This window comes from Thalassovita autumnalis (assembly GCF_001458255.1).
Taxonomy (GTDB): domain Bacteria; phylum Pseudomonadota; class Alphaproteobacteria; order Rhodobacterales; family Rhodobacteraceae; genus Thalassobius; species Thalassobius autumnalis.
Genome location: NZ_CYSB01000027.1, coordinates 34,943 through 51,708 on the forward strand (window position 1 = coordinate 34,943; position 16,766 = coordinate 51,708).

Annotated in this window: 13 protein-coding genes and 1 tRNA gene; 11 read left to right on the forward strand and 3 right to left on the reverse strand. The window is 60.1% G+C overall.

Annotated elements, in window-relative coordinates; genetic code table 11:
* Positions 1–115: 115 nt before the first annotated feature.
* From TL5118_RS09405 to TL5118_RS09440, 8 genes are all read left to right on the forward strand, one after another.
* Positions 116–1,339, forward strand: coding sequence for an aminotransferase class V-fold PLP-dependent enzyme (locus tag TL5118_RS09405; protein WP_058242819.1), 1,224 nt, complete (start codon positions 116–118; stop codon positions 1,337–1,339).
* A gap of 68 nt (positions 1,340–1,407) precedes the next feature.
* Positions 1,408–2,865: a cryptochrome/photolyase family protein gene (locus TL5118_RS09410; RefSeq protein WP_058242820.1), complete on the forward strand. Its 1,458-nt coding sequence runs from the start codon at positions 1,408–1,410 to the stop codon at positions 2,863–2,865.
* A 76-nt stretch (positions 2,866–2,941) separates the two neighbouring features.
* Complete coding sequence (locus TL5118_RS09415; RefSeq protein ID WP_058242821.1) at positions 2,942–4,168, forward strand: SAM-dependent methyltransferase; 1,227 nt, start codon at positions 2,942–2,944, stop codon at positions 4,166–4,168.
* Between the two features lie 61 nt (positions 4,169–4,229).
* Positions 4,230–4,673 carry a TrgA family protein gene (locus TL5118_RS09420; protein WP_058242822.1) on the forward strand — a complete coding sequence of 148 codons (444 nt, stop codon included), beginning with the start codon at positions 4,230–4,232 and terminating at the stop codon, positions 4,671–4,673.
* Positions 4,674–4,701: 28 nt separating this feature from the next.
* Positions 4,702–5,829, forward strand: coding sequence for an NUDIX domain-containing protein (locus TL5118_RS09425; RefSeq protein WP_058242823.1), 1,128 nt, complete (start codon positions 4,702–4,704; stop codon positions 5,827–5,829).
* Positions 5,830–5,883: 54 nt separating this feature from the next.
* Positions 5,884–6,918, forward strand: coding sequence for a cysteine synthase A (locus TL5118_RS09430; protein WP_058242824.1), 1,035 nt, complete (start codon positions 5,884–5,886; stop codon positions 6,916–6,918).
* Between the two features lie 36 nt (positions 6,919–6,954).
* Positions 6,955–9,435, forward strand: coding sequence for a DUF3772 domain-containing protein (locus TL5118_RS09435; protein ID WP_165590037.1), 2,481 nt, complete (start codon positions 6,955–6,957; stop codon positions 9,433–9,435).
* The gene (locus TL5118_RS09440) at positions 9,436–10,155 is read left to right on the forward strand and encodes an alanyl-tRNA editing protein (RefSeq protein WP_058242826.1); all 720 of its coding nucleotides are present in this window, start codon (positions 9,436–9,438) and stop codon (positions 10,153–10,155) included. It begins immediately after the preceding gene.
* 38 nt (positions 10,156–10,193) lie between these two features.
* Here TL5118_RS09440 and TL5118_RS09445 read toward each other — a convergent pair whose 3' ends face one another.
* Positions 10,194–11,291 carry an AI-2E family transporter gene (locus TL5118_RS09445; RefSeq protein WP_058242894.1) on the reverse strand — a complete coding sequence of 366 codons (1,098 nt, stop codon included), beginning with the start codon at positions 11,289–11,291 and terminating at the stop codon, positions 10,194–10,196.
* A gap of 341 nt (positions 11,292–11,632) precedes the next feature.
* Here TL5118_RS09445 and TL5118_RS09450 point away from each other — a divergent pair.
* The 3 genes from TL5118_RS09450 to TL5118_RS09460 all read left to right on the forward strand — a co-directional run bounded on the left by TL5118_RS09450 (position 11,633) and on the right by TL5118_RS09460 (position 14,681).
* Positions 11,633–11,722: transfer RNA gene (locus TL5118_RS09450), tRNA-Ser, on the forward strand.
* Between the two features lie 203 nt (positions 11,723–11,925).
* Complete coding sequence (locus tag TL5118_RS09455) at positions 11,926–12,570, forward strand: NADPH-dependent FMN reductase (protein ID WP_058242827.1); 645 nt, start codon at positions 11,926–11,928, stop codon at positions 12,568–12,570.
* A 482-nt stretch (positions 12,571–13,052) separates the two neighbouring features.
* The gene (locus tag TL5118_RS09460) at positions 13,053–14,681 is read left to right on the forward strand and encodes a methyl-accepting chemotaxis protein (protein ID WP_058242828.1); all 1,629 of its coding nucleotides are present in this window, start codon (positions 13,053–13,055) and stop codon (positions 14,679–14,681) included.
* Positions 14,682–14,774: 93 nt separating this feature from the next.
* On the opposite strand, the gene TL5118_RS09465 is transcribed toward TL5118_RS09460, so the two are convergent.
* Together TL5118_RS09465 and TL5118_RS09470 are read right to left on the reverse strand one after the other, a co-directional pair.
* Positions 14,775–15,359, reverse strand: coding sequence for a hypothetical protein (locus TL5118_RS09465; RefSeq protein ID WP_058242829.1), 585 nt, complete (start codon positions 15,357–15,359; stop codon positions 14,775–14,777).
* Positions 15,360–15,526: 167 nt separating this feature from the next.
* Positions 15,527–16,621, reverse strand: coding sequence for a CobW family GTP-binding protein (locus TL5118_RS09470; protein ID WP_058242830.1), 1,095 nt, complete (start codon positions 16,619–16,621; stop codon positions 15,527–15,529).
* Positions 16,622–16,766 lie beyond the last annotated feature (145 nt).

The following is a 16,766-nucleotide window of genomic DNA, read 5'->3' on the forward strand; positions in this document are numbered from 1 at the left end:
AACTGTTGCGGCCCGGTTCTGGGCCGGACCTCTCCGTCTGGCTAAACGCCGCGTCAAATCTAGGCCGTGACAACGGTTCTTGACCCAATCCATGAGACACGGCAAAGCTGTGCGCATGACAGATCTAGATGTGAATTTCGTGCGGGAAAACTTCCCCGCGTTTGCTGAACAATCGCTGCAGGGGCAGGCCTTTTTTGAAAACGCCGGGGGTTCTTATACCTGCGCGCAGGTGATTGACCGGCTGCAGCGGTTTTATCATACGCGTAAGGTGCAGCCTTATGCGCCCTATGCCGCCAGTCAGCTTGCCGGTACCGAAATGGATGAGGCGCGCCAACGACTGGCGCAGCTGATGGGGGTGGCCACGGATGAGGTCAGCTTTGGCCCGTCCACCACGCAGAACACCTATGTATTATCGCAAGCCTTTGGTCAGTGGCTGCAACCGGGTGAAGCGATTGTGGTGACCGATCAGGATCATGAGGCCAACTCAGGCCCGTGGCGCCGTTTGGCGGAACGTGGCATCGACGTGCGGGAATGGCGGATCAACCCGACAACCGGCACGCTGGATCCTGCCGGTCTGGAAAATCTGCTGGATGAAAAGGTGCGTCTGGTCTGTTTCCCGCATTGCTCCAACGTGGTGGGGGAGGTCAATCCGGTGGTGGAAATCACTGCGATGGCCCATGCCGCTGGCGCCTTCGTTTGCGTTGATGGCGTCAGCTACGCGCCGCACGGGATCCCCGATGTGGGTATGCTGGGCCCAGATATCTATCTGTTTTCGGCCTATAAAACCTATGGGCCCCATCAGGGCATTATGGTGATCCGGCGTGAGCTGGGCATGCAACTGCCCAATCAGGCGCATTATTTTAATGCGGATGTTCTTTACAAACGGTTCACTCCGGCGGGCCCCGATCACGCGCAGGTCGCGGCCTCGGCAGGGATGGTTGATTACATTGAGGCCTTGGCGGCCCATCACGGGATCAGCGGCGATCTGACGGCAAAAGGCAGTGGAGTTCATGATCTGATGCGGGCGCATGAGGTGAAACTGGCCGCGCCGCTGATGGACTATCTGCAAAACCGCAATGATCTGCGGCTGATCGGCCCGACGGATCCGGAACGCCGCGCGCCAACGGTTGCGCTGGATCTGGGCCGGGCGGCTTTGCCGGTGGCCACGGCGCTGGCGGATCATGGCATTATGGCTGGCGGCGGCGATTTTTATGCGGTGCGGGCGCTGAAGGCGATGGGCGTGGATCCTGCGAAGGGCGTGTTGCGCCTGAGTTTCGTGCATTACACTACTGAGGCGGAAATTCAGCAGCTTCTCAAGGCTTTGGACGCCGTTCTGTAAGGCAAGTTCCGGGCAGAAAAACTGATCCGGCCCGAGGGTCGGATCGTAATGTGGAAAAAGGCCCCGATATGCCCCACAGCAAAACATCCACATCCCACTCCGATCTCACCCGCCCGGTCCTTGTCTGGCTGCGGCGAGACTTGCGTTTGACGGACAATCCGGCGCTGGCAGCGGCGGCGCAAACCGGCCGTCCGGTGATCCCGATCTTTCTGCGTGACGACCTGTTCGAGGCGCTGGGCGCTGCGCCGAAATGGCGATTTGGCCTGGGTCTTGAGCATTTCCAGAACAGTTTGCAACGCATCGGCAGCGGGCTGATCTTGCGGTCCGGTCCCGCCTTGGCTTCACTGCAGCAGCTGGTGCAGGAGACCGGGGCAGAGGCGCTGTACTGGAACCGGTCGTTTGAGCCTGAGGGGATCGCGCGGGACACGGCGGTCAAGTCGCATTTCGCCGCGCAAGGCCTTGATGTGAAAAGCTTTACCGGAAACCTGCTGGCGGAACCCTGGACCTTGGCCACCAAAGCCGGTGGGCATTTCCGCGTCTACTCGCCGTTCTGGCGGGCCCTTGCGGCGCAGGAAGTTGCCCCCGCCAAGCCCGCGCCGGATAGGTTGCCAGTGCCAGACAGTTGGCCGCAGTCAGAAGCGCTGCACAGTTGGCAGTTGGGTAAGGCGATGCAGCGCGGCGCATCTGTCGTGGCGCCGCATCTGCTGTTGGGCGAGGCGGCGGCGCAGGCGCAATTGGATCATTTTCTGGCGGGGGCGCTGCAGGATTACGCGGAGGGGCGCGATTTTCCTGCGCGGCAGGTGACATCGGGCTTAAGTGAACCGTTGGCCTATGGTGAGATTTCGGCGCGTCAGATCTGGCATGTGACGCGGGTCACGGTTGCCGGGCAGGCCGCCTTGGCCCGTGCCGCGGAAAAGTTCCTGAAAGAACTGGCGTGGCGCGATTTCGCCTGGCACCTGAGTTACCATGATCCGCATATTCAGACCCGCGCCTGGCGCCATGAGTGGGAGGCGTTTCCCTGGAAAACGGCGGCAGATCACCCGCATTTGCAGGCCTGGCAGCAGGGGCGCACCGGGGTGGATCTGATCGATGCCGGCCTGCGGGAACTTCATGTGACCGGTAAGATGCACAACCGGGTGCGGATGATCGCGGCCTCTTACCTGACCAAACATCTGCGGCTGCATTGGCGCTTGGGCCAGCAGTGGTTTGCCGACACTCTGGTCGATTGGGATCCGGCGTCAAACGCGATGGGCTGGCAATGGGTGGCGGGCTGCGGGCCCGATGCGGCGCCCTATTTCCGCGTGTTCAACCCTGAGACCCAGCAGAAAAAGTTTGATGCGGAGGCCCGCTATACCCGGCGCTGGCTGGCAACCGACAGTGGGTTTGCCGAGGCCACGCCGCGTGCGTGGAACGTCACAGAGACACCGCGCCCCCTGAGCCCCATCGTGGGTCTGGCCGAGGGGCGCGCGGCTGCCTTGGCCGCATTGGAGCGGTTCAAATCCCGCGATCTGGGGACCGTGGATTAAGCGCAATCTGCACGAAAACCTTGATCGAAAACGCATTTCTTGCAAGCCTGAGATGAAAACTTGGGGGAGTTGCAAGATGATCCTGACATCAACAGAAGGGCAAACAGGCCTGCCGCGCTACTTTGCGCAGGTGTTTCAAATGGCCAATCGGATGCAGTCGGGGCGGCTGGATTTCGTGATGCCGGACGGCCGGGTGTTTCGCGCCGAAGGGGGCAATCCGGGTTTCGTGGCTGAGCTGCGGGTGCATAACACCGATACCTTTGCGCGCCTTGTCCGGGAGGGCGATCTTGGCTTTTGCGACGCCTATCTGGAGGGCTGGTGGGACACGCCTGATCTGCAGGCTTTCCTAGATCTTCTGCATGACCGCAATGATGAGCTTTATGACGGGTTTCCCGGCATGTTTCTGGTGCGGGTCTATGAACGCATGCGCCATTGGATGAACTCCAACACGCGGGAGCAGGCGAAGAAAAATATCAGCTATCACTATGACTTAGGCAATGACTTTTACGCGATTTGGCTGGATCCGTCGATGACCTATTCCTCCGCCATTTTCACCTCAGGACAGCAAAGCCTGGAGGCCGCGCAGGAGGCAAAATATGCCTCCATGGTGGATCAGATGGCGGTGAAACCCGGCGATCATGTGCTGGAAATTGGCTGTGGCTGGGGGGGCTTTGCCGAATATGCAGCGCGCGAACGTGGGCTGCGGGTCACCGGGCTGACCATTTCGCAGGAGCAGCTCAACTATGCCCGGGAACGCATTGAAAAGGCGGGTCTTTCTGATTTGGTGGAGTTTCGCCTGCAGGACTACCGGGATGAACAGGGGCAATATGATGGGATCGCCAGTATTGAGATGTTTGAAGCCGTAGGCGAGAAATACTGGCCCGTCTATTTCCAAACCCTGAAACGTTGTTTGAAACCCGGCGCGCAGGCGACGCTGCAGATCATTACGCTGCAGGAAAAACGCTTTGAGACCTACCGAAAAGGCGTTGATTTTATTCAAAAATACATTTTCCCAGGTGGCATGTTGCCGTCCAAAACCGCGCTGCGTGAGCAGGTGCGCCAGCAGGGGCTGGCCGAGAAAAGCGTGCTGGAATTTGGCGACAGCTACAGCCAAACTCTGCGGCGCTGGCATCAGGTGTTTAATGACCGCTGGTCTGATGTGGCCGCTTTGGGATTTGACGACCGGTTCCGCCGCATGTGGAATTTCTACCTGACCTCCTGCGCGGGATCGTTTCGGGGCGGCAACTGTGATGTGGTACAATTGACAGTCGCCCGCGAGGATGATCCGCGACAGTTGGCCTGACTGCTGATCTGACTGCGGGACGTTAAGGCCAAAAGAACAGATAACAAAGAAAGGCGAGCAGATGACATTTACGGCGGCACGCGTGATTGGCGCGCTGATGATGGCCGGGCTGGGGTGGTTCGTGTCGGACCTTGTCCGCCCCCTGATGCCGGAAAGCACCATTTTTGGCTGGTTCAACCATGTGAACCTTGGGCTTGGGTTTCTGATCGGCTGGGCTATGCTGGGCCCCAAGGCCGGCGGCGGGTTGATGATTTCGCTGGCGAACGGTCTGACGGCGGCCTTTGCGCTGGCGACGGTGGGGCTGTTCACCCAGGCGATCAATGAGATGCTGCGCCTGTCGACCCGCAAGATGTACCCAAACCCGCTACGCGCGTTGGAAGATATCTTTCGCATTCTGGCGGATTACGGGTCTGTGCTGCTGCACCCCACGGTGATTGGGCCGCTGATTATTGGGTCAGTGGTGATTGCCATTATCGTGGAAATCGCCAATAGCTTGTGGCGTTAGAAACAGATCTGCGCTGAAAGCTCCCTCAATGCCTGCATTGTTCTTCTATGGCACGTTGCGCCATTTGCCCCTGCTTGAAACGGTGGTGGGCCATTCGCTGGATGGTATTGCCCTGTCTGAGGCCGGGTTGCCGGGGTATGAGATTCGCTGGGCCAAGGGGCAGGCCTTTCCGCTGATCCTGCCCAAGGACGGCAGCAGCGCGATTGGATTGCTGGCCGAAGGGCTGAGCGATGAAGATGTGGCGCGGCTGGATTATTATGAGCGGGTCTTTGGCTATGATCTGATCTGGGTGGATCTGGAACAGGATGGCCAGATGCGCCGGGTGCAGATGTTCTGGCCACCAGAAAGCAGCTATGAGGCGGGCCCAGAGTTCATCCTGTCAGACTGGGCCGCGACCTGGGGGACAACCAACTGCGCCGCCGCCAAAGAGGTTCTGCTGCATCGCGGTCAGAAAACCCCTGAAGAGGTTGGCGCGATCTACCGGATGATCCACACCCGCGCTGCCGCCCAGGTTCTGGCGCAGCAGGAAACACCTGTGTTGGGCCCGTCAGGGCGCGGATTGGCGGATCTGGAGGTGCTGTCAGAAAGCTACCCCTACGCCAATTTCTTTGCCCTGAAAGAGATGCAGCTGCGCTACCGCCGTTTTGACGGCTCGATGTGTCCGGTAGTGGACCGGGCGGCCTTCATGGGCAGCGATGCGGCATTGGTACTGCCCTATGATCCGGTGCGCGACCGGGTGCTGTTGATCGAACAGTTTCGAATGGGTCCGCTGGCGCGGGGGGATCATGGGCCCTGGCAGTTGGAACCCATTGCGGGCCGGGTTGATCCCGGCGAAACGCCTGAGGCCTGCGCGCGGCGCGAAGCGGCGGAAGAGGCGGGGCTGGATCTGAAAGCCCTTAAAGAGATCCACCTAGGCTACCCGTCGCCGGGCTGTGACAGTGAGTTTTTCCACATCTATCTGGGGCTGGCGGATCTGCCAGATGCGGCCACTCAGATCGGCGGATTGGCCTCTGAGCAGGAAGATATCAAAACCCATTTGATGCCCCTCGATAGGGCGTTGGAAATGTTGGATACTGGCCAAATCCGTGTGACACCGCTGGCGCTTGCGCTGCATTGGCTTGCACGGAATCGTGAATCCCTGCGTAGAGGTGCTTGAGCATCCGTGCTGAGAGGCCTAAGTCTGGGATTGGACCTGATAAGGATAAAGAACATGCGCATTGCACGCGACCTGGCTGATGCCATTGGCAAGACCCCGTTGATCCGCCTGAAAGCGGCCAGTGAAGAAACCGGCTGTGAGATCCTGGGCAAGGCTGAGTTTTTGAACCCCGGTCAGTCGGTCAAAGACCGCGCGGCGCTTTACATCATCAAAGATGCTATCGCCAAAGGCCAGCTGAAACCCGGTGGCACCATCGTTGAAGGCACCGCCGGTAACACCGGTATCGGTCTGGCACTGGTCGGCGCCTCGATGGGCTTCAAAACCGTGATCGTGATCCCGGAAACCCAGAGTCAGGAAAAGAAGGACATGATCCGTCTGGCTGGCGCCCAGCTGGTTGAAGTGCCTGCCGCCCCCTACAAGAACCCCAACAACTATGTGCGTTACTCGGAACGTCTGGCCAAAGCCTTGGCCGAGACGGAAGAAAACGGCGTGATCTGGGCCAACCAGTTTGATAATGTTGCCAACCGTCAGTCGCATATTGAAACCACGGGGCCCGAGATCTGGGAACAGACCGGTGGTAAGGTGGATGGCTTCATCTGCGCCGTTGGTTCTGGCGGCACGCTGGCAGGTGTTGGCATGGCGCTGCAGCCCAAAGGCGTGAAAATCGGTTTGGCCGATCCGATGGGCGCGGCGCTTTACAGCTACTATGCGCATGGTGAATTTGCCTCCACCGGCACGTCGATCACCGAAGGCATCGGGCAGGGCCGGATCACCGCGAACCTCGAAGGGTTCACGCCGGACATGAACTACCAGATCCCCGACGAAGAGGCGCTGCCGATGGTCTTTGACCTTTTGCAGGACGAAGGCCTGTGCCTGGGCGGTTCTTCGGCGGTGAACATCGCAGGCGCGGTGCGGATGGCCAAGGACATGGGGCCGGGCCATACGATCGTCACGATCCTGTGTGACTATGGCACCCGCTATCAGTCGAAACTGTTCAACCCCGCGTTCCTGGCGGAAAAGGGCCTGCCGCAGCCGGAATGGCTGACCAAGGAACTGCCCGCGCCGCCGGCCGTCTTTGAAAACCCGTAAGCTTGAAAAATCCGCAGCTGACATAGCTTGATGGACATGACACAGCCCTCCCGCCTTGTTTCACTGGCCCGCACCTCTTGGTTCGGGCGCATCGCGGCAGGGCTGGTGTGTGTCCTCCTGCTGATAACGCTCGAGGTTTCGGCGCCGATGGTTTCGGCGCAAGTTTCTGGTGTGCCAGCCCTCAGTGATGAGGAAAACCAGGAATGGCAGGCCACGGCCCGCCGCGCGGAGCTGACGCTGGAAGCGGGGCGCGCCTCTGATCGGGCGCTGGAGCGGCTGCGCGCGCAGCTGGTTGAATGGCGCGAGGTGTTCACGGACGCGCAGGGCGGCCATTCCCAGCGGATTGACAACCTGCAAAGTCAGCTTGCCGTTTTGGGCCCGGCCCCCGATGACGGCAGCGAAAGCGCTGAGATCACCGCGCGCCGTCAGGATCTGACGGAGCGGCTGGCCGAATTGCGTGCCCCTGTTCTGGCGGCAGAAACCGCAGCCAGCCGGGCAGCAGGGCTGATTGCGGAAGTTGATACTGTATTGCGCAATCGCCAGGCGGACGCTCTGGTTTCGATTGGTCCCAGCCCGCTGAACCCGGTGGACTGGGCCGAAGGGCTGGCAGAGCTGAAGGATGCGGTGTTTGTCCCTCTGCAGGAGGTGCGCGCAAACCTTGATAACGAATTGCGGCTGTTTCAGTTCCGCCAGAACCTGTTGGTGATCATTCCCTTCAGCCTGTTTGGGGCCTTGCTGTTGATGCGTGGGCGCAGCTGGACGGGGGGGCTGGTCTCGCGGTTGCGCGAACGGTTGCGGCTTGCGTCTGGTGCGCGGGTGACGGCCAGCGCCGAAATTTTGACCTTCGTTGTGTCATTGGGCAAGGTCTTGGTGCCCTGGACGGGCCTTTTGTTGCTGGTGCAGGCATTGCTGCTCACGGGCATGTTCGGTCTGCGCGGTGAGGCATTGATCGCGCAGGTGCCATTGTGGGGCGCGATCTTGCTGGGCGCGGTTTGGCTGTGTGACAAACTGTTCAGTGATCCACCCGCACCAGCTGTGTTTGAGGTCGACCCAGGCAGACGGCCGGCGTTGCGTCGCGTTGGGGGTGGTCTGGCTACCGCAGTGGTTTTGGCCCAGGTTGGTGCCACCTTTGAGGCGCTGAGCGGCCTTGATGAGGTTGCAGGCGTTCTGTTGGCCTTCCCGCTCATGGTGATCAGCAGCTTGGCCTTGATGCGCTTGGCGCGTCTGATGCGCGCGCTAACCGCACCGGCGCTGGCCGCTTTGACCGAGGGGGAGGCCGCACCGTTGAGGTTGCGCGCAGCAAACCTGCTGGTGCGCGGTGCGATGGTGATTGCCGTTCTTGCGCCGCTTCTGGTGGCGATTGGCTATCGCAATGCGGCAGAGGCGCTCATTTATCCGGCAGTCGACACTGTCGGCCTGTTGGCTATCCTGTTTGCCATCCACCATCTGGCGACATTGGTCTATGCGTTGTTCACTACGCGCGATGACCCGTCAGAGGCGTTGGTGCCTGCGCTGGTCGGCGTTGCGCTTGCAGTACTGGCGCTGCCTATTCTGGCCCTGATCTGGGGAATGCGGTTCACCGATCTGACCGAGCTGTGGAGCCAATTCATGGCTGGGATTACATTGGGGGATACCCGGTTTTCCCCACGTGATTTTATTGCTTTTGCTATTCTCTTTGCTGTTGGCTATGTCGTCACGCGGCTGGTGCAAGGGGCGCTGAAAACCTCGGTCCTGCCCAAAACCCGGCTGGATCAGGGCGGGCAGACAGCTGTGGTCTCTGGTGTTGGCTATCTGGGGATCACGCTTGCGGCGCTGGTCGCGATCACGGGCGCGGGGCTGGATCTGTCTTCGATCGCGATTGTGGCCGGTGCGCTGTCCGTAGGCATTGGCTTTGGCCTGCAGACCATCGTGTCGAACTTCGTTTCCGGCATCATCCTGCTGATCGAACGCCCGATCTCCGAAGGTGATTGGATCGAGGTGGGCGGCCAGATGGGCTATGTGCGTGACATTTCGGTGCGCGCCACCCGGATCGAAACCTTTGACCGCACCGATGTGATCATCCCCAACGCGGATCTCGTCAGCGGCACGGTGACCAACTATACCCGTGGCAATACCGTAGGCCGGGTCATTGTTTCGGTGGGCGTGGCCTATGGCACGGACACCCACCGGGTCGAAGGGATCCTGCGCGAAATCGCCGAAGATCACCCGATGGTGCTGGCCAATCCGGCCCCGGCGGTGCTGTTCCAAGGCTTTGGCGCAGACTCGCTTGATTTTGAGATCCGCGCGATCCTGCGGGATGTGAACTGGGCACTGAGCGTGCGCAGTGAAATCAACCATGCGATTGCCAAGCGTTTTGCCGAAGAGGGGATTGAGATCCCGTTCGCACAGCGCGACGTCTGGCTGCGCAATCCCGAGGTGCTGCAGCCGCAGGCACCGGGCACGCCCGCCACGGCCGAAGCCGAGGCCGGGCAAGCTGACACTTCCGAAGACATAACCCCAAAAGACAAAGAGGTCTGAATGACACATCCGCTGTTTCGTGACGATGCCTACCTGCGGGAGGCCGAGGCCAAGGTGGTGGCGCTGACGCCTGAAGGCGGGATCGTGCTGGATCAAAGTGTCTTTTACCCCACCGGGGGTGGTCAGCCCGGCGACAGCGGTCAGCTGTCGTGGGAAGGATCAGAGATGGTGATCGCCACCACTGTCAAAGGTGAGGATGGCGCGATTGTGCTGGTTCCGGCAGAACCCGGCGCGCTGCCACCCGTGGGCACTGCGGTGCGCCAGAGCCTCGACTGGAACCGCCGCCACCGTCATATGCGGGTGCACACGGCGCTGCACCTCTTGTCTGTGGTGATCCCGCTGCCGGTCAGCGGCGGTAGCATCGGCGCCGATAAGGGGCGGCTGGATTTCGATATGCCTGAGGCGCCGGAAGATAAGGAAGCCCTGGCCGAGGCCCTGAATGCGCTGATCGACCGTGACCTTGAGGTGAGCGAAGACTGGATCAGCGATGAGGAGCTGCAGGCCAATCCGGGGCTGGTGAAAACCATGTCGGTGATGCCGCCGATGGGGCAGGGGCGTGTGCGCCTTGTGCGCATCGGCTCGGGCGACGATCAGGTTGATCTGCAGCCCTGCGGCGGCACCCATGTGGCGCGCACCAGCGAAATCGGCCGAATCCGTCTGGGCAAGGTCGAAAAGAAGGGCAAGCAGAACCGCCGGGTCTACCTGCACCTCGACAACTGAGGCTGAACTGTCATGCTAAGCACAGGAAACAGCGTCGCTTAGGCGGCGCTGTCTTCGTTTCTGGCAGACCGTGAGGGGGCGGCCTCGGACCCGTCGTCATCCTGTTCCGGCAGCCCTTCGCGCGACAACAGGATCGCAATGGGGCGCAACTCCGGCACCTGCGAGCAGATGATCATCATTGCCACCATGATCGGCACTGACAGGAACATGCCCGGCACGCCCCAGACCGCGCCCCAGAAGGCCAGATTGATGATGATCCCAAAGGAGGACAGCCGCAGCGCCCGCCCCATCAGCATTGGATCGATCACCGATCCGTTGACAAACTGGATGATCCCCACGGTGACAAAAATCGCCGCCGTCGGCCCCGGCTCACCAATCTGAACAAAGGTCACCAGCGCCACCAGAACGGTCGCCACGATGGAGCCGATATTGGGGATATAGTTCAGCACAAAGGTCAAAATGCCCAAGGCCGCCGCCAGTTCTAGCTGGAACACCCCGGCAACCACCCAGACCATCACACCCGTGACCGCGCTGACGCCGGATTTCACCAGCAGGTAATAGTTCACCCGGTGAATGATGGTGGCCATGATCCGGCCCACCCGCTTGGCCTGTTCCTCATCGCCAATGAAGTTGACCAGCTTGGTGGAAAACCAAATCCGCTCAGCGAACAGAAAGCCCACAAAGAGGATCACCAGAACGGTTGCCGACATCAGGTTGCCCGCTTGCCCTGCAGCCGTGCTGAGGTAGCTGCCCACATTGATCGAGCTGACCGTGTCAAATACCGACTTTTCAACATCCTCGCCCATCCAGGCAAACATTGCTGCGGCCGCGCCCGGCAGGCTTTCGGCGTAGCTGAGCGTGGTGGTCAGAACGGTGTTGAGCTGGCTTAGAATGATTGAGGTCAGCGTCAACATCCCGGCAGAGATCAGCAACAGAGCGGTGATCGATGCCAGAAAGTTCGGAATGCGAAACGGCCCGATCCGCTGGCGCGCGATGAAGTTGATGGCGTCACTGGTCAATGAGAACAGCACAATGGCTGTGGCCAGCGAAATCAGCAGAAACCTTGCCTGCACCAGCAGAAACAGCACCACCGCAAAGGCGATGATGATCAACGCCCCTGTCTGAACCCGTTGCATCTGCGATTTCTGCGGATCCGCCCCCGTCAGACGACGGGCAACAGGGGGACGATGCGGACTTTGGTTCATTACGTGTGCTTTCAGCTCATGCGGGGTGTCGCGTGACTATGTTCCAAGCGCGTCAAGGATACAACAACCCCGCGCCATTTCCCGCCTCACATTTGCGCGCCATTGTGCCGATTGCCCGAACCGGCGGCAGCCGGTGACCGGGGCAGGGGGCGCTAAGGTATCATTGGGCCGCGCGCCTTGGCGGGGCGGATCAAAAAAAATCGGTGCTGTGGCAGAAGTTTGCATTTTGGGCTTGCGACCGATGATGAGCTCTAATAAATGATGGCCCAGTTAGAGAGGTGGCCGAGTGGTCGAAGGCGCGCGCCTGGAAAGTGCGTAGGCGGGAGACCGTCTCGAGGGTTCGAATCCCTTCCTCTCTGCCATACCTTCTGAAAAATCTTCCATATTTTGGTGTAAAGCTTCGCCCCTGTGGTGGATGCTTTTGTGCGTTTACCTTTTGCTTGGCAACGCCTGTAGAGCCGCCGCAAGCCTCTTGATTTCAGTTTGGGCAGGGTGATGTTTTGCGCTACCTCTTCGCAGGGGGTCGGTAAGGCCCGCAAAAGGGCAATGGCAGCAGGAGGGTGTTATGAAGATTTTGGTGTTTCTTGGATCCGTTCGCACCTCAACACCGCCGCGGCCGGCGCGGTTGGGGGAGCGGGTGGCCAGGGCTACGGTGGCTTGGCTGCTTGAGGCCGGCCATGAGGTGGAACTAATCGATCCCTTGGATCTTGACCTGCCGACCTCGTTCAAACCGCAGTTTGCCTATGCCAAGGGCCGCGCGCCGGCGGCACTGGATCAGCTGGCCGAAAAAATTGCCGCGGCGGATGGCTATGTGGCGGTTAGCCCGGAGTATAACCATTCGATGAGCCCGGCCTTGGCCGATCTTTTGAACCATTTTGGCAGCTCGTTGTTTTCCTTCAAACCCAGCGCCATCGTGACCTATTCCGCCGGACAATGGGGCGGCGCGCGTGCAGCGGTGAACATGCGGACCTTCCTGGCGGAACTGGGATGCCTGCCGGTCTCAAGCATGGTGCATGTGCCCCATGCGCAGGAGGTTTTTGCCGAGGATGGCAGCTACCTGCCAGACGTGGATGCCGCCCGCTGGCAGGGGTATCTGGGCCGCACCCTGTTGCAACTTGCCTGGTGGGCAGAGGCCGCGCAGGAACAGCGCGCAGCCGGCCTGCCGACCGACGCCTTTGTGACCGCACCTTCGCAGCGCAACGCGCCCTAGCGCCGGATTTCAACCATCCCGAAAACGCCGCTTGCCGGGCGCGCATGAGTGGGCGCGGGGCTGTATCTGGCATCTTATTGCGCACCGCTCATTGAGGGGCCTTGAAACGAATTTCAGCATTCTACCCAAATAGCAGGGACGGCACTCAATTGGTGTTTTCGTTTTTGCGGGATAAACCGCCAATCTGCCTGCAATTTGTGCATTTTTTCGGGTCTGGCGCCGGCAAGCGCCACGGGGCTGTTAGCGCCCAAAATTAAACCACAAAAAAGCGAAAATGGACGGGGTATGCGCCGTTAGACTTGTTACGTGCCCAGCTTAACCCGCTGGCGCAAAACAGTTTGTGTTCGGACTTTGGTGATGTGTGACCTCTTAAGCGCGCCAACATTGGTAATGGCGTTTTACCCGTGCAGTGCATGGGATCGCGCCGATCGTTTCCCGCAGGAAGCGCCGAACCGCGAAACATCCAACAATGGGAGACCTAGATGCGCTTCACTTTGAAGTCACGGTTGTTCTTGTCCTACGTATCCGTATTTGTCTTTTTCCTCGGCGGGCTGGCCTATGCGATCAGTGAGTTGAAAAAACTGACCACCGATTTTGAGATCTTCGTGTCAGAGGACGCTCAGGACATTCAACTGATCAACGAAATCGCTCTGACTGAGGTGCTGATCCGCACCTATATGGGCGAAGCGATCATTCCCAAGGACGAAAACGACGCGCAGCGCCGCGGGGAGCTGATTGAACAGATCAAAGGGCTGAACGTTAAGTTTGCAGAACTGACCGAGACCCTGACTGCCCGTGTCGATCCTGAGCTGCAAGAGATCCTTGCCGTGATCACCGAGGCGCATAACACCGCAGATACGCAGAACCAGCGGGCCATTATCATGATCGAAATGGGCCGCGCGCGGGTGGCCGAGAAACTCTATCACGGCCCCTCTGGCCGGGCGATGAGCACCATCAATGAGGCGGCTCAGGAAATCTCAACCATCATTCGCACTCGTGCTGATCAAGAGGTTTCAGCGGTGCTGAGCACTCAGGCGGATCTGTCGCGCAACCTGACCATCCTGTCGGTGGTGGCGCTGGTGGTCTGCAGCATCGCGGCCCTGTCAATCATCCGGTCGATCTCGACGGGGATGAAAACCTCCATCGACATGGCGCGCAGCGTGGCACAAGGTGATCTGAGCGTGAGAGCCACCCCAAAGGGCAACAATGAGATTTCGGATCTGCTGAGCGCCCAGATCGATATGGTGGATCGCCTGCGAGATACGTTGACCAATGTCGACGCCGCCGCACGCAACCTGTCTGTGGGTTCGGAACAGATGGCGGGCACCTCAGAAACCCTGTCCGAGGGGGCTGCCGTGCAGGCCAGTTCGACCGAGGAGGTTTCGGCCGCTGTTGAACAGATGTCGGCCAATATCTCCGCCAGCTCGGAAAACTCATCTGAAACGGAACAGATCGCCCGCCGCGCGTCGGTTGAAGCGCAGAAATCGGGGGATGCGGTTTCCGAAGCGGTCTCTGCCATGCGGATGATCGGGGAACGGATCAACGTTCTGCAGGACATTTCGCGTCAGACCGATCTTTTGGCGCTGAATGCTGCGGTGGAGGCGGCGCGCGCTGGTGAACATGGCCGCGGCTTTGCGGTTGTGGCCAGCGAAGTGCGCAAGCTGGCGGAAAGCAGCCAGAAAGCTGCGGCCGAGATTTCCACGCTGTCCAGTGAGACGGTTGAACGCGCCCGTGTGGCTGGCGAAATGGTCACCGCATTGGTGCCGCAGATCGAAAAGACCTCCACCCTGGTCAGTGGCATTTCCGGTTCTTCGCGGGAACTGGCGATTGGTGCCAGCCAGATCAATGAGGCTGTGCAGCGCTTGGATGCGGTGACGCAGGAAAACACTGCCGCCTCAGAAGAGCTGGCCAGCACCGCGACCGAGCTGTCAGGGCAGGCGGCACAATTGACCGATGTGGTGAGCTATTTCGATCTCGACGGCACGGGTAAGTCTGCAGAAGCGTCGGAAGGCACAGCTGACGAGTGTGCAGCAGAGCCGGATCAGTTGCAGGACAGCGATGTTGCGGAGGCTACCGAAGGAGAAGACGACGCGCTGCGTCTGGCCTCCTGACCCGTTGGCAAGCGGGCGCAGCTATGCGCACGTGACGCAATGCTAGAAACAAAAGGCGCCGCCTGTGATGGGCGGCGCTTTGCGTTTTTGGGCTTATTGATCCGTTTCGGCCTTCGGTGTGGGCTTGGTGGCTGATTTGGTGGCTGGCTTGGAGGCGGTCGTGGGTGCGACCTCCGCCTTAGCCTCGGCGGTGGCTTCTGCCTCCAGCCCTTCTTCCGGTTCGTCCGGGGCATATTGCGCGGTAAGCCGGTCGATATTGGTGTGCATCGCTTGGGTCAGCGCCACGGCATGCTGTTTGATCGCCTGCGCATTGGCTTGCTGGGCATCCACCTGATAAGAAATCCGCTCCCAGTCGGGCAGGTTTGGGTGCCGCGCGATGCCTGCAATCAGCTCATGCAGACGTTTGGCGTTTTGGAAGCCCACTGTGGCCTTCTTTTCCACGTCCGAGACCGAGGCCAGAATGTCATCGGCCAGATCGATCTGTTCCTGCTTGGGCAGGCTTTCGCTTTTCTTGATCAGACGGGTGCTTTCGACCTTAATGCCGCGCACGGCCTTCTCAAGCGTCATTTCAACCTGCGAGGTAGCGCGTTTGGCCACCCGCAGTTTGTTTTGCAGCAGAGCCGTTGCACGCTGTTCGCCGCCGAACAGTTTCACGATGGTGTATAAAAAGCGGAACATGGGCCATTTTTGAGTTTTTGGAACGATCAGGTCAATGCCTGCAATCTCAGACTGCGTCAATCTCTCACGCACATGTTATGGGTACTGACGGCGCAGAAGGGGGCAAGGGCCGCGAGGTCTGCCCGTTCAGTGGTCAAAACGCTGTCGGTACAGGCGGTTCCGATGTCTCACATCTCCGCCACCACCTCTTTCGGGCGCATGCGCAGCACATCCAGGCAGTGGTCCAGATCACCCTGACTGAAATCCCGCGCGATCAGCACAACACGGCTGGTGCGGTCTTTATGTGGCCAGGTCTTCAGCGGCACCGGGGGCTCAAAAATATGCTGCACCCCATGGATGACATAGGGGGGGGCAGTGCCTTCGATGTGCAAGATCGCCTTCATCCGCAACATGTCCGCGCCCCGTGCAGCGATCACCGTTTCCAGCCAGAAATCGAAAACACCGGGGGCAATCGGCTCTTCAATCTCGATCGAGGCGGTCACGATCCGATTGTCAAAGGCGTGGTGCGATGAGGGTTCAATGGCGGCAGTGAGGCCGGGCTGTGGTACAGAAAACCCAGACAGGCCAGCCAGTGGATCCTTGCTTTGGGGCAGGGGGGCGGCGGACAGCCAGTCCATCACGTTCTGCGGCCCGGTTTCGCGGCGCAGCGGGCTGAGGTGGAACAGCGCCTCCACCGGCACCGCGCCATGGTTGGCTTGCAGCCGCGTGGCGCGTGGGTTGAGACGATCCAGGCGACGTTTCAGCGCCTGCGTGTCCACGCGGCGGGCGCGGTCCATTTTGCTGATGACGATGCGGTCGGCCATCGCCACCTGCGCCTGTGCTTCACTGTGCTGATCCAGTGTATCGGCGCCCAATACGGCGTCGACCACCGTGATAATCCCATCAAGGGTGAAATGCGGCGCCAGTTGCGGATCGACCAGCAGGGTGTGATGCACCGGGCCGGGATCGGCCAATCCGGTGGTTTCGATGATCACCCGGTCAAAGTCCAACATCCCGGTTTGCCGACGCGCCAGAAGTGAGGTCAGCGTGCGCGACAGATCCCCCCGGATCGAACAGCAGATGCAGCCCGCCGCCATCAACACCACATCCTCTGCCGCCTGTTCAACCAGATCATGGTCAAGGCCGGCATCGCCAAATTCATTGACAACAACGGCAATTCGCCCCGCCTTGGGCTCGCGCAGCAGATGGTTCAGGAGCGTGGTTTTGCCTGCACCCAGAAACCCGGTGAGAAGGCTGACAGGTATGGCAGTAGGGACGGTCATGGTGGACTTCTCAAATTGTTATGAAATAACATAATAATCTCGCGCCATCTTGGCCGCAATACGGGGTCTTTACCGTGTCAATTGGTTGGGGCGCTCACCACAGCCTCCGGAAACTTCGACAGACCGCGCCCCGCAGTGCAGGGCG

Excerpts from the sequence above, each read along its gene's own strand:
- TL5118_RS09405 (WP_058242819.1), top strand. The coding sequence starts at position 116 with ATGACAGATCTAGATGTGAATTTCGTGCGGGAAAACTTCCCCGCGTTT.
- TL5118_RS09410 (WP_058242820.1), top strand. The coding sequence starts at position 1,408 with ATGCCCCACAGCAAAACATCCACATCCCACTCCGATCTCACCCGCCCG.
- TL5118_RS09415 (WP_058242821.1), top strand. The coding sequence starts at position 2,942 with ATGATCCTGACATCAACAGAAGGGCAAACAGGCCTGCCGCGCTACTTT.
- TL5118_RS09420 (WP_058242822.1), top strand. The coding sequence starts at position 4,230 with ATGACATTTACGGCGGCACGCGTGATTGGCGCGCTGATGATGGCCGGG.
- TL5118_RS09425 (WP_058242823.1), top strand. The coding sequence starts at position 4,702 with ATGCCTGCATTGTTCTTCTATGGCACGTTGCGCCATTTGCCCCTGCTT.
- TL5118_RS09430 (WP_058242824.1), top strand. The coding sequence starts at position 5,884 with ATGCGCATTGCACGCGACCTGGCTGATGCCATTGGCAAGACCCCGTTG.
- TL5118_RS09435 (WP_165590037.1), top strand. The coding sequence starts at position 6,955 with ATGACACAGCCCTCCCGCCTTGTTTCACTGGCCCGCACCTCTTGGTTC.
- TL5118_RS09440 (WP_058242826.1), top strand. The coding sequence starts at position 9,436 with ATGACACATCCGCTGTTTCGTGACGATGCCTACCTGCGGGAGGCCGAG.
- TL5118_RS09445 (WP_058242894.1), bottom strand. The coding sequence starts at position 11,291 with ATGCAACGGGTTCAGACAGGGGCGTTGATCATCATCGCCTTTGCGGTG.
- TL5118_RS09455 (WP_058242827.1), top strand. The coding sequence starts at position 11,926 with ATGAAGATTTTGGTGTTTCTTGGATCCGTTCGCACCTCAACACCGCCG.
- TL5118_RS09460 (WP_058242828.1), top strand. The coding sequence starts at position 13,053 with ATGCGCTTCACTTTGAAGTCACGGTTGTTCTTGTCCTACGTATCCGTA.
- TL5118_RS09465 (WP_058242829.1), bottom strand. The coding sequence starts at position 15,359 with ATGTTCCGCTTTTTATACACCATCGTGAAACTGTTCGGCGGCGAACAG.
- TL5118_RS09470 (WP_058242830.1), bottom strand. The coding sequence starts at position 16,621 with ATGACCGTCCCTACTGCCATACCTGTCAGCCTTCTCACCGGGTTTCTG.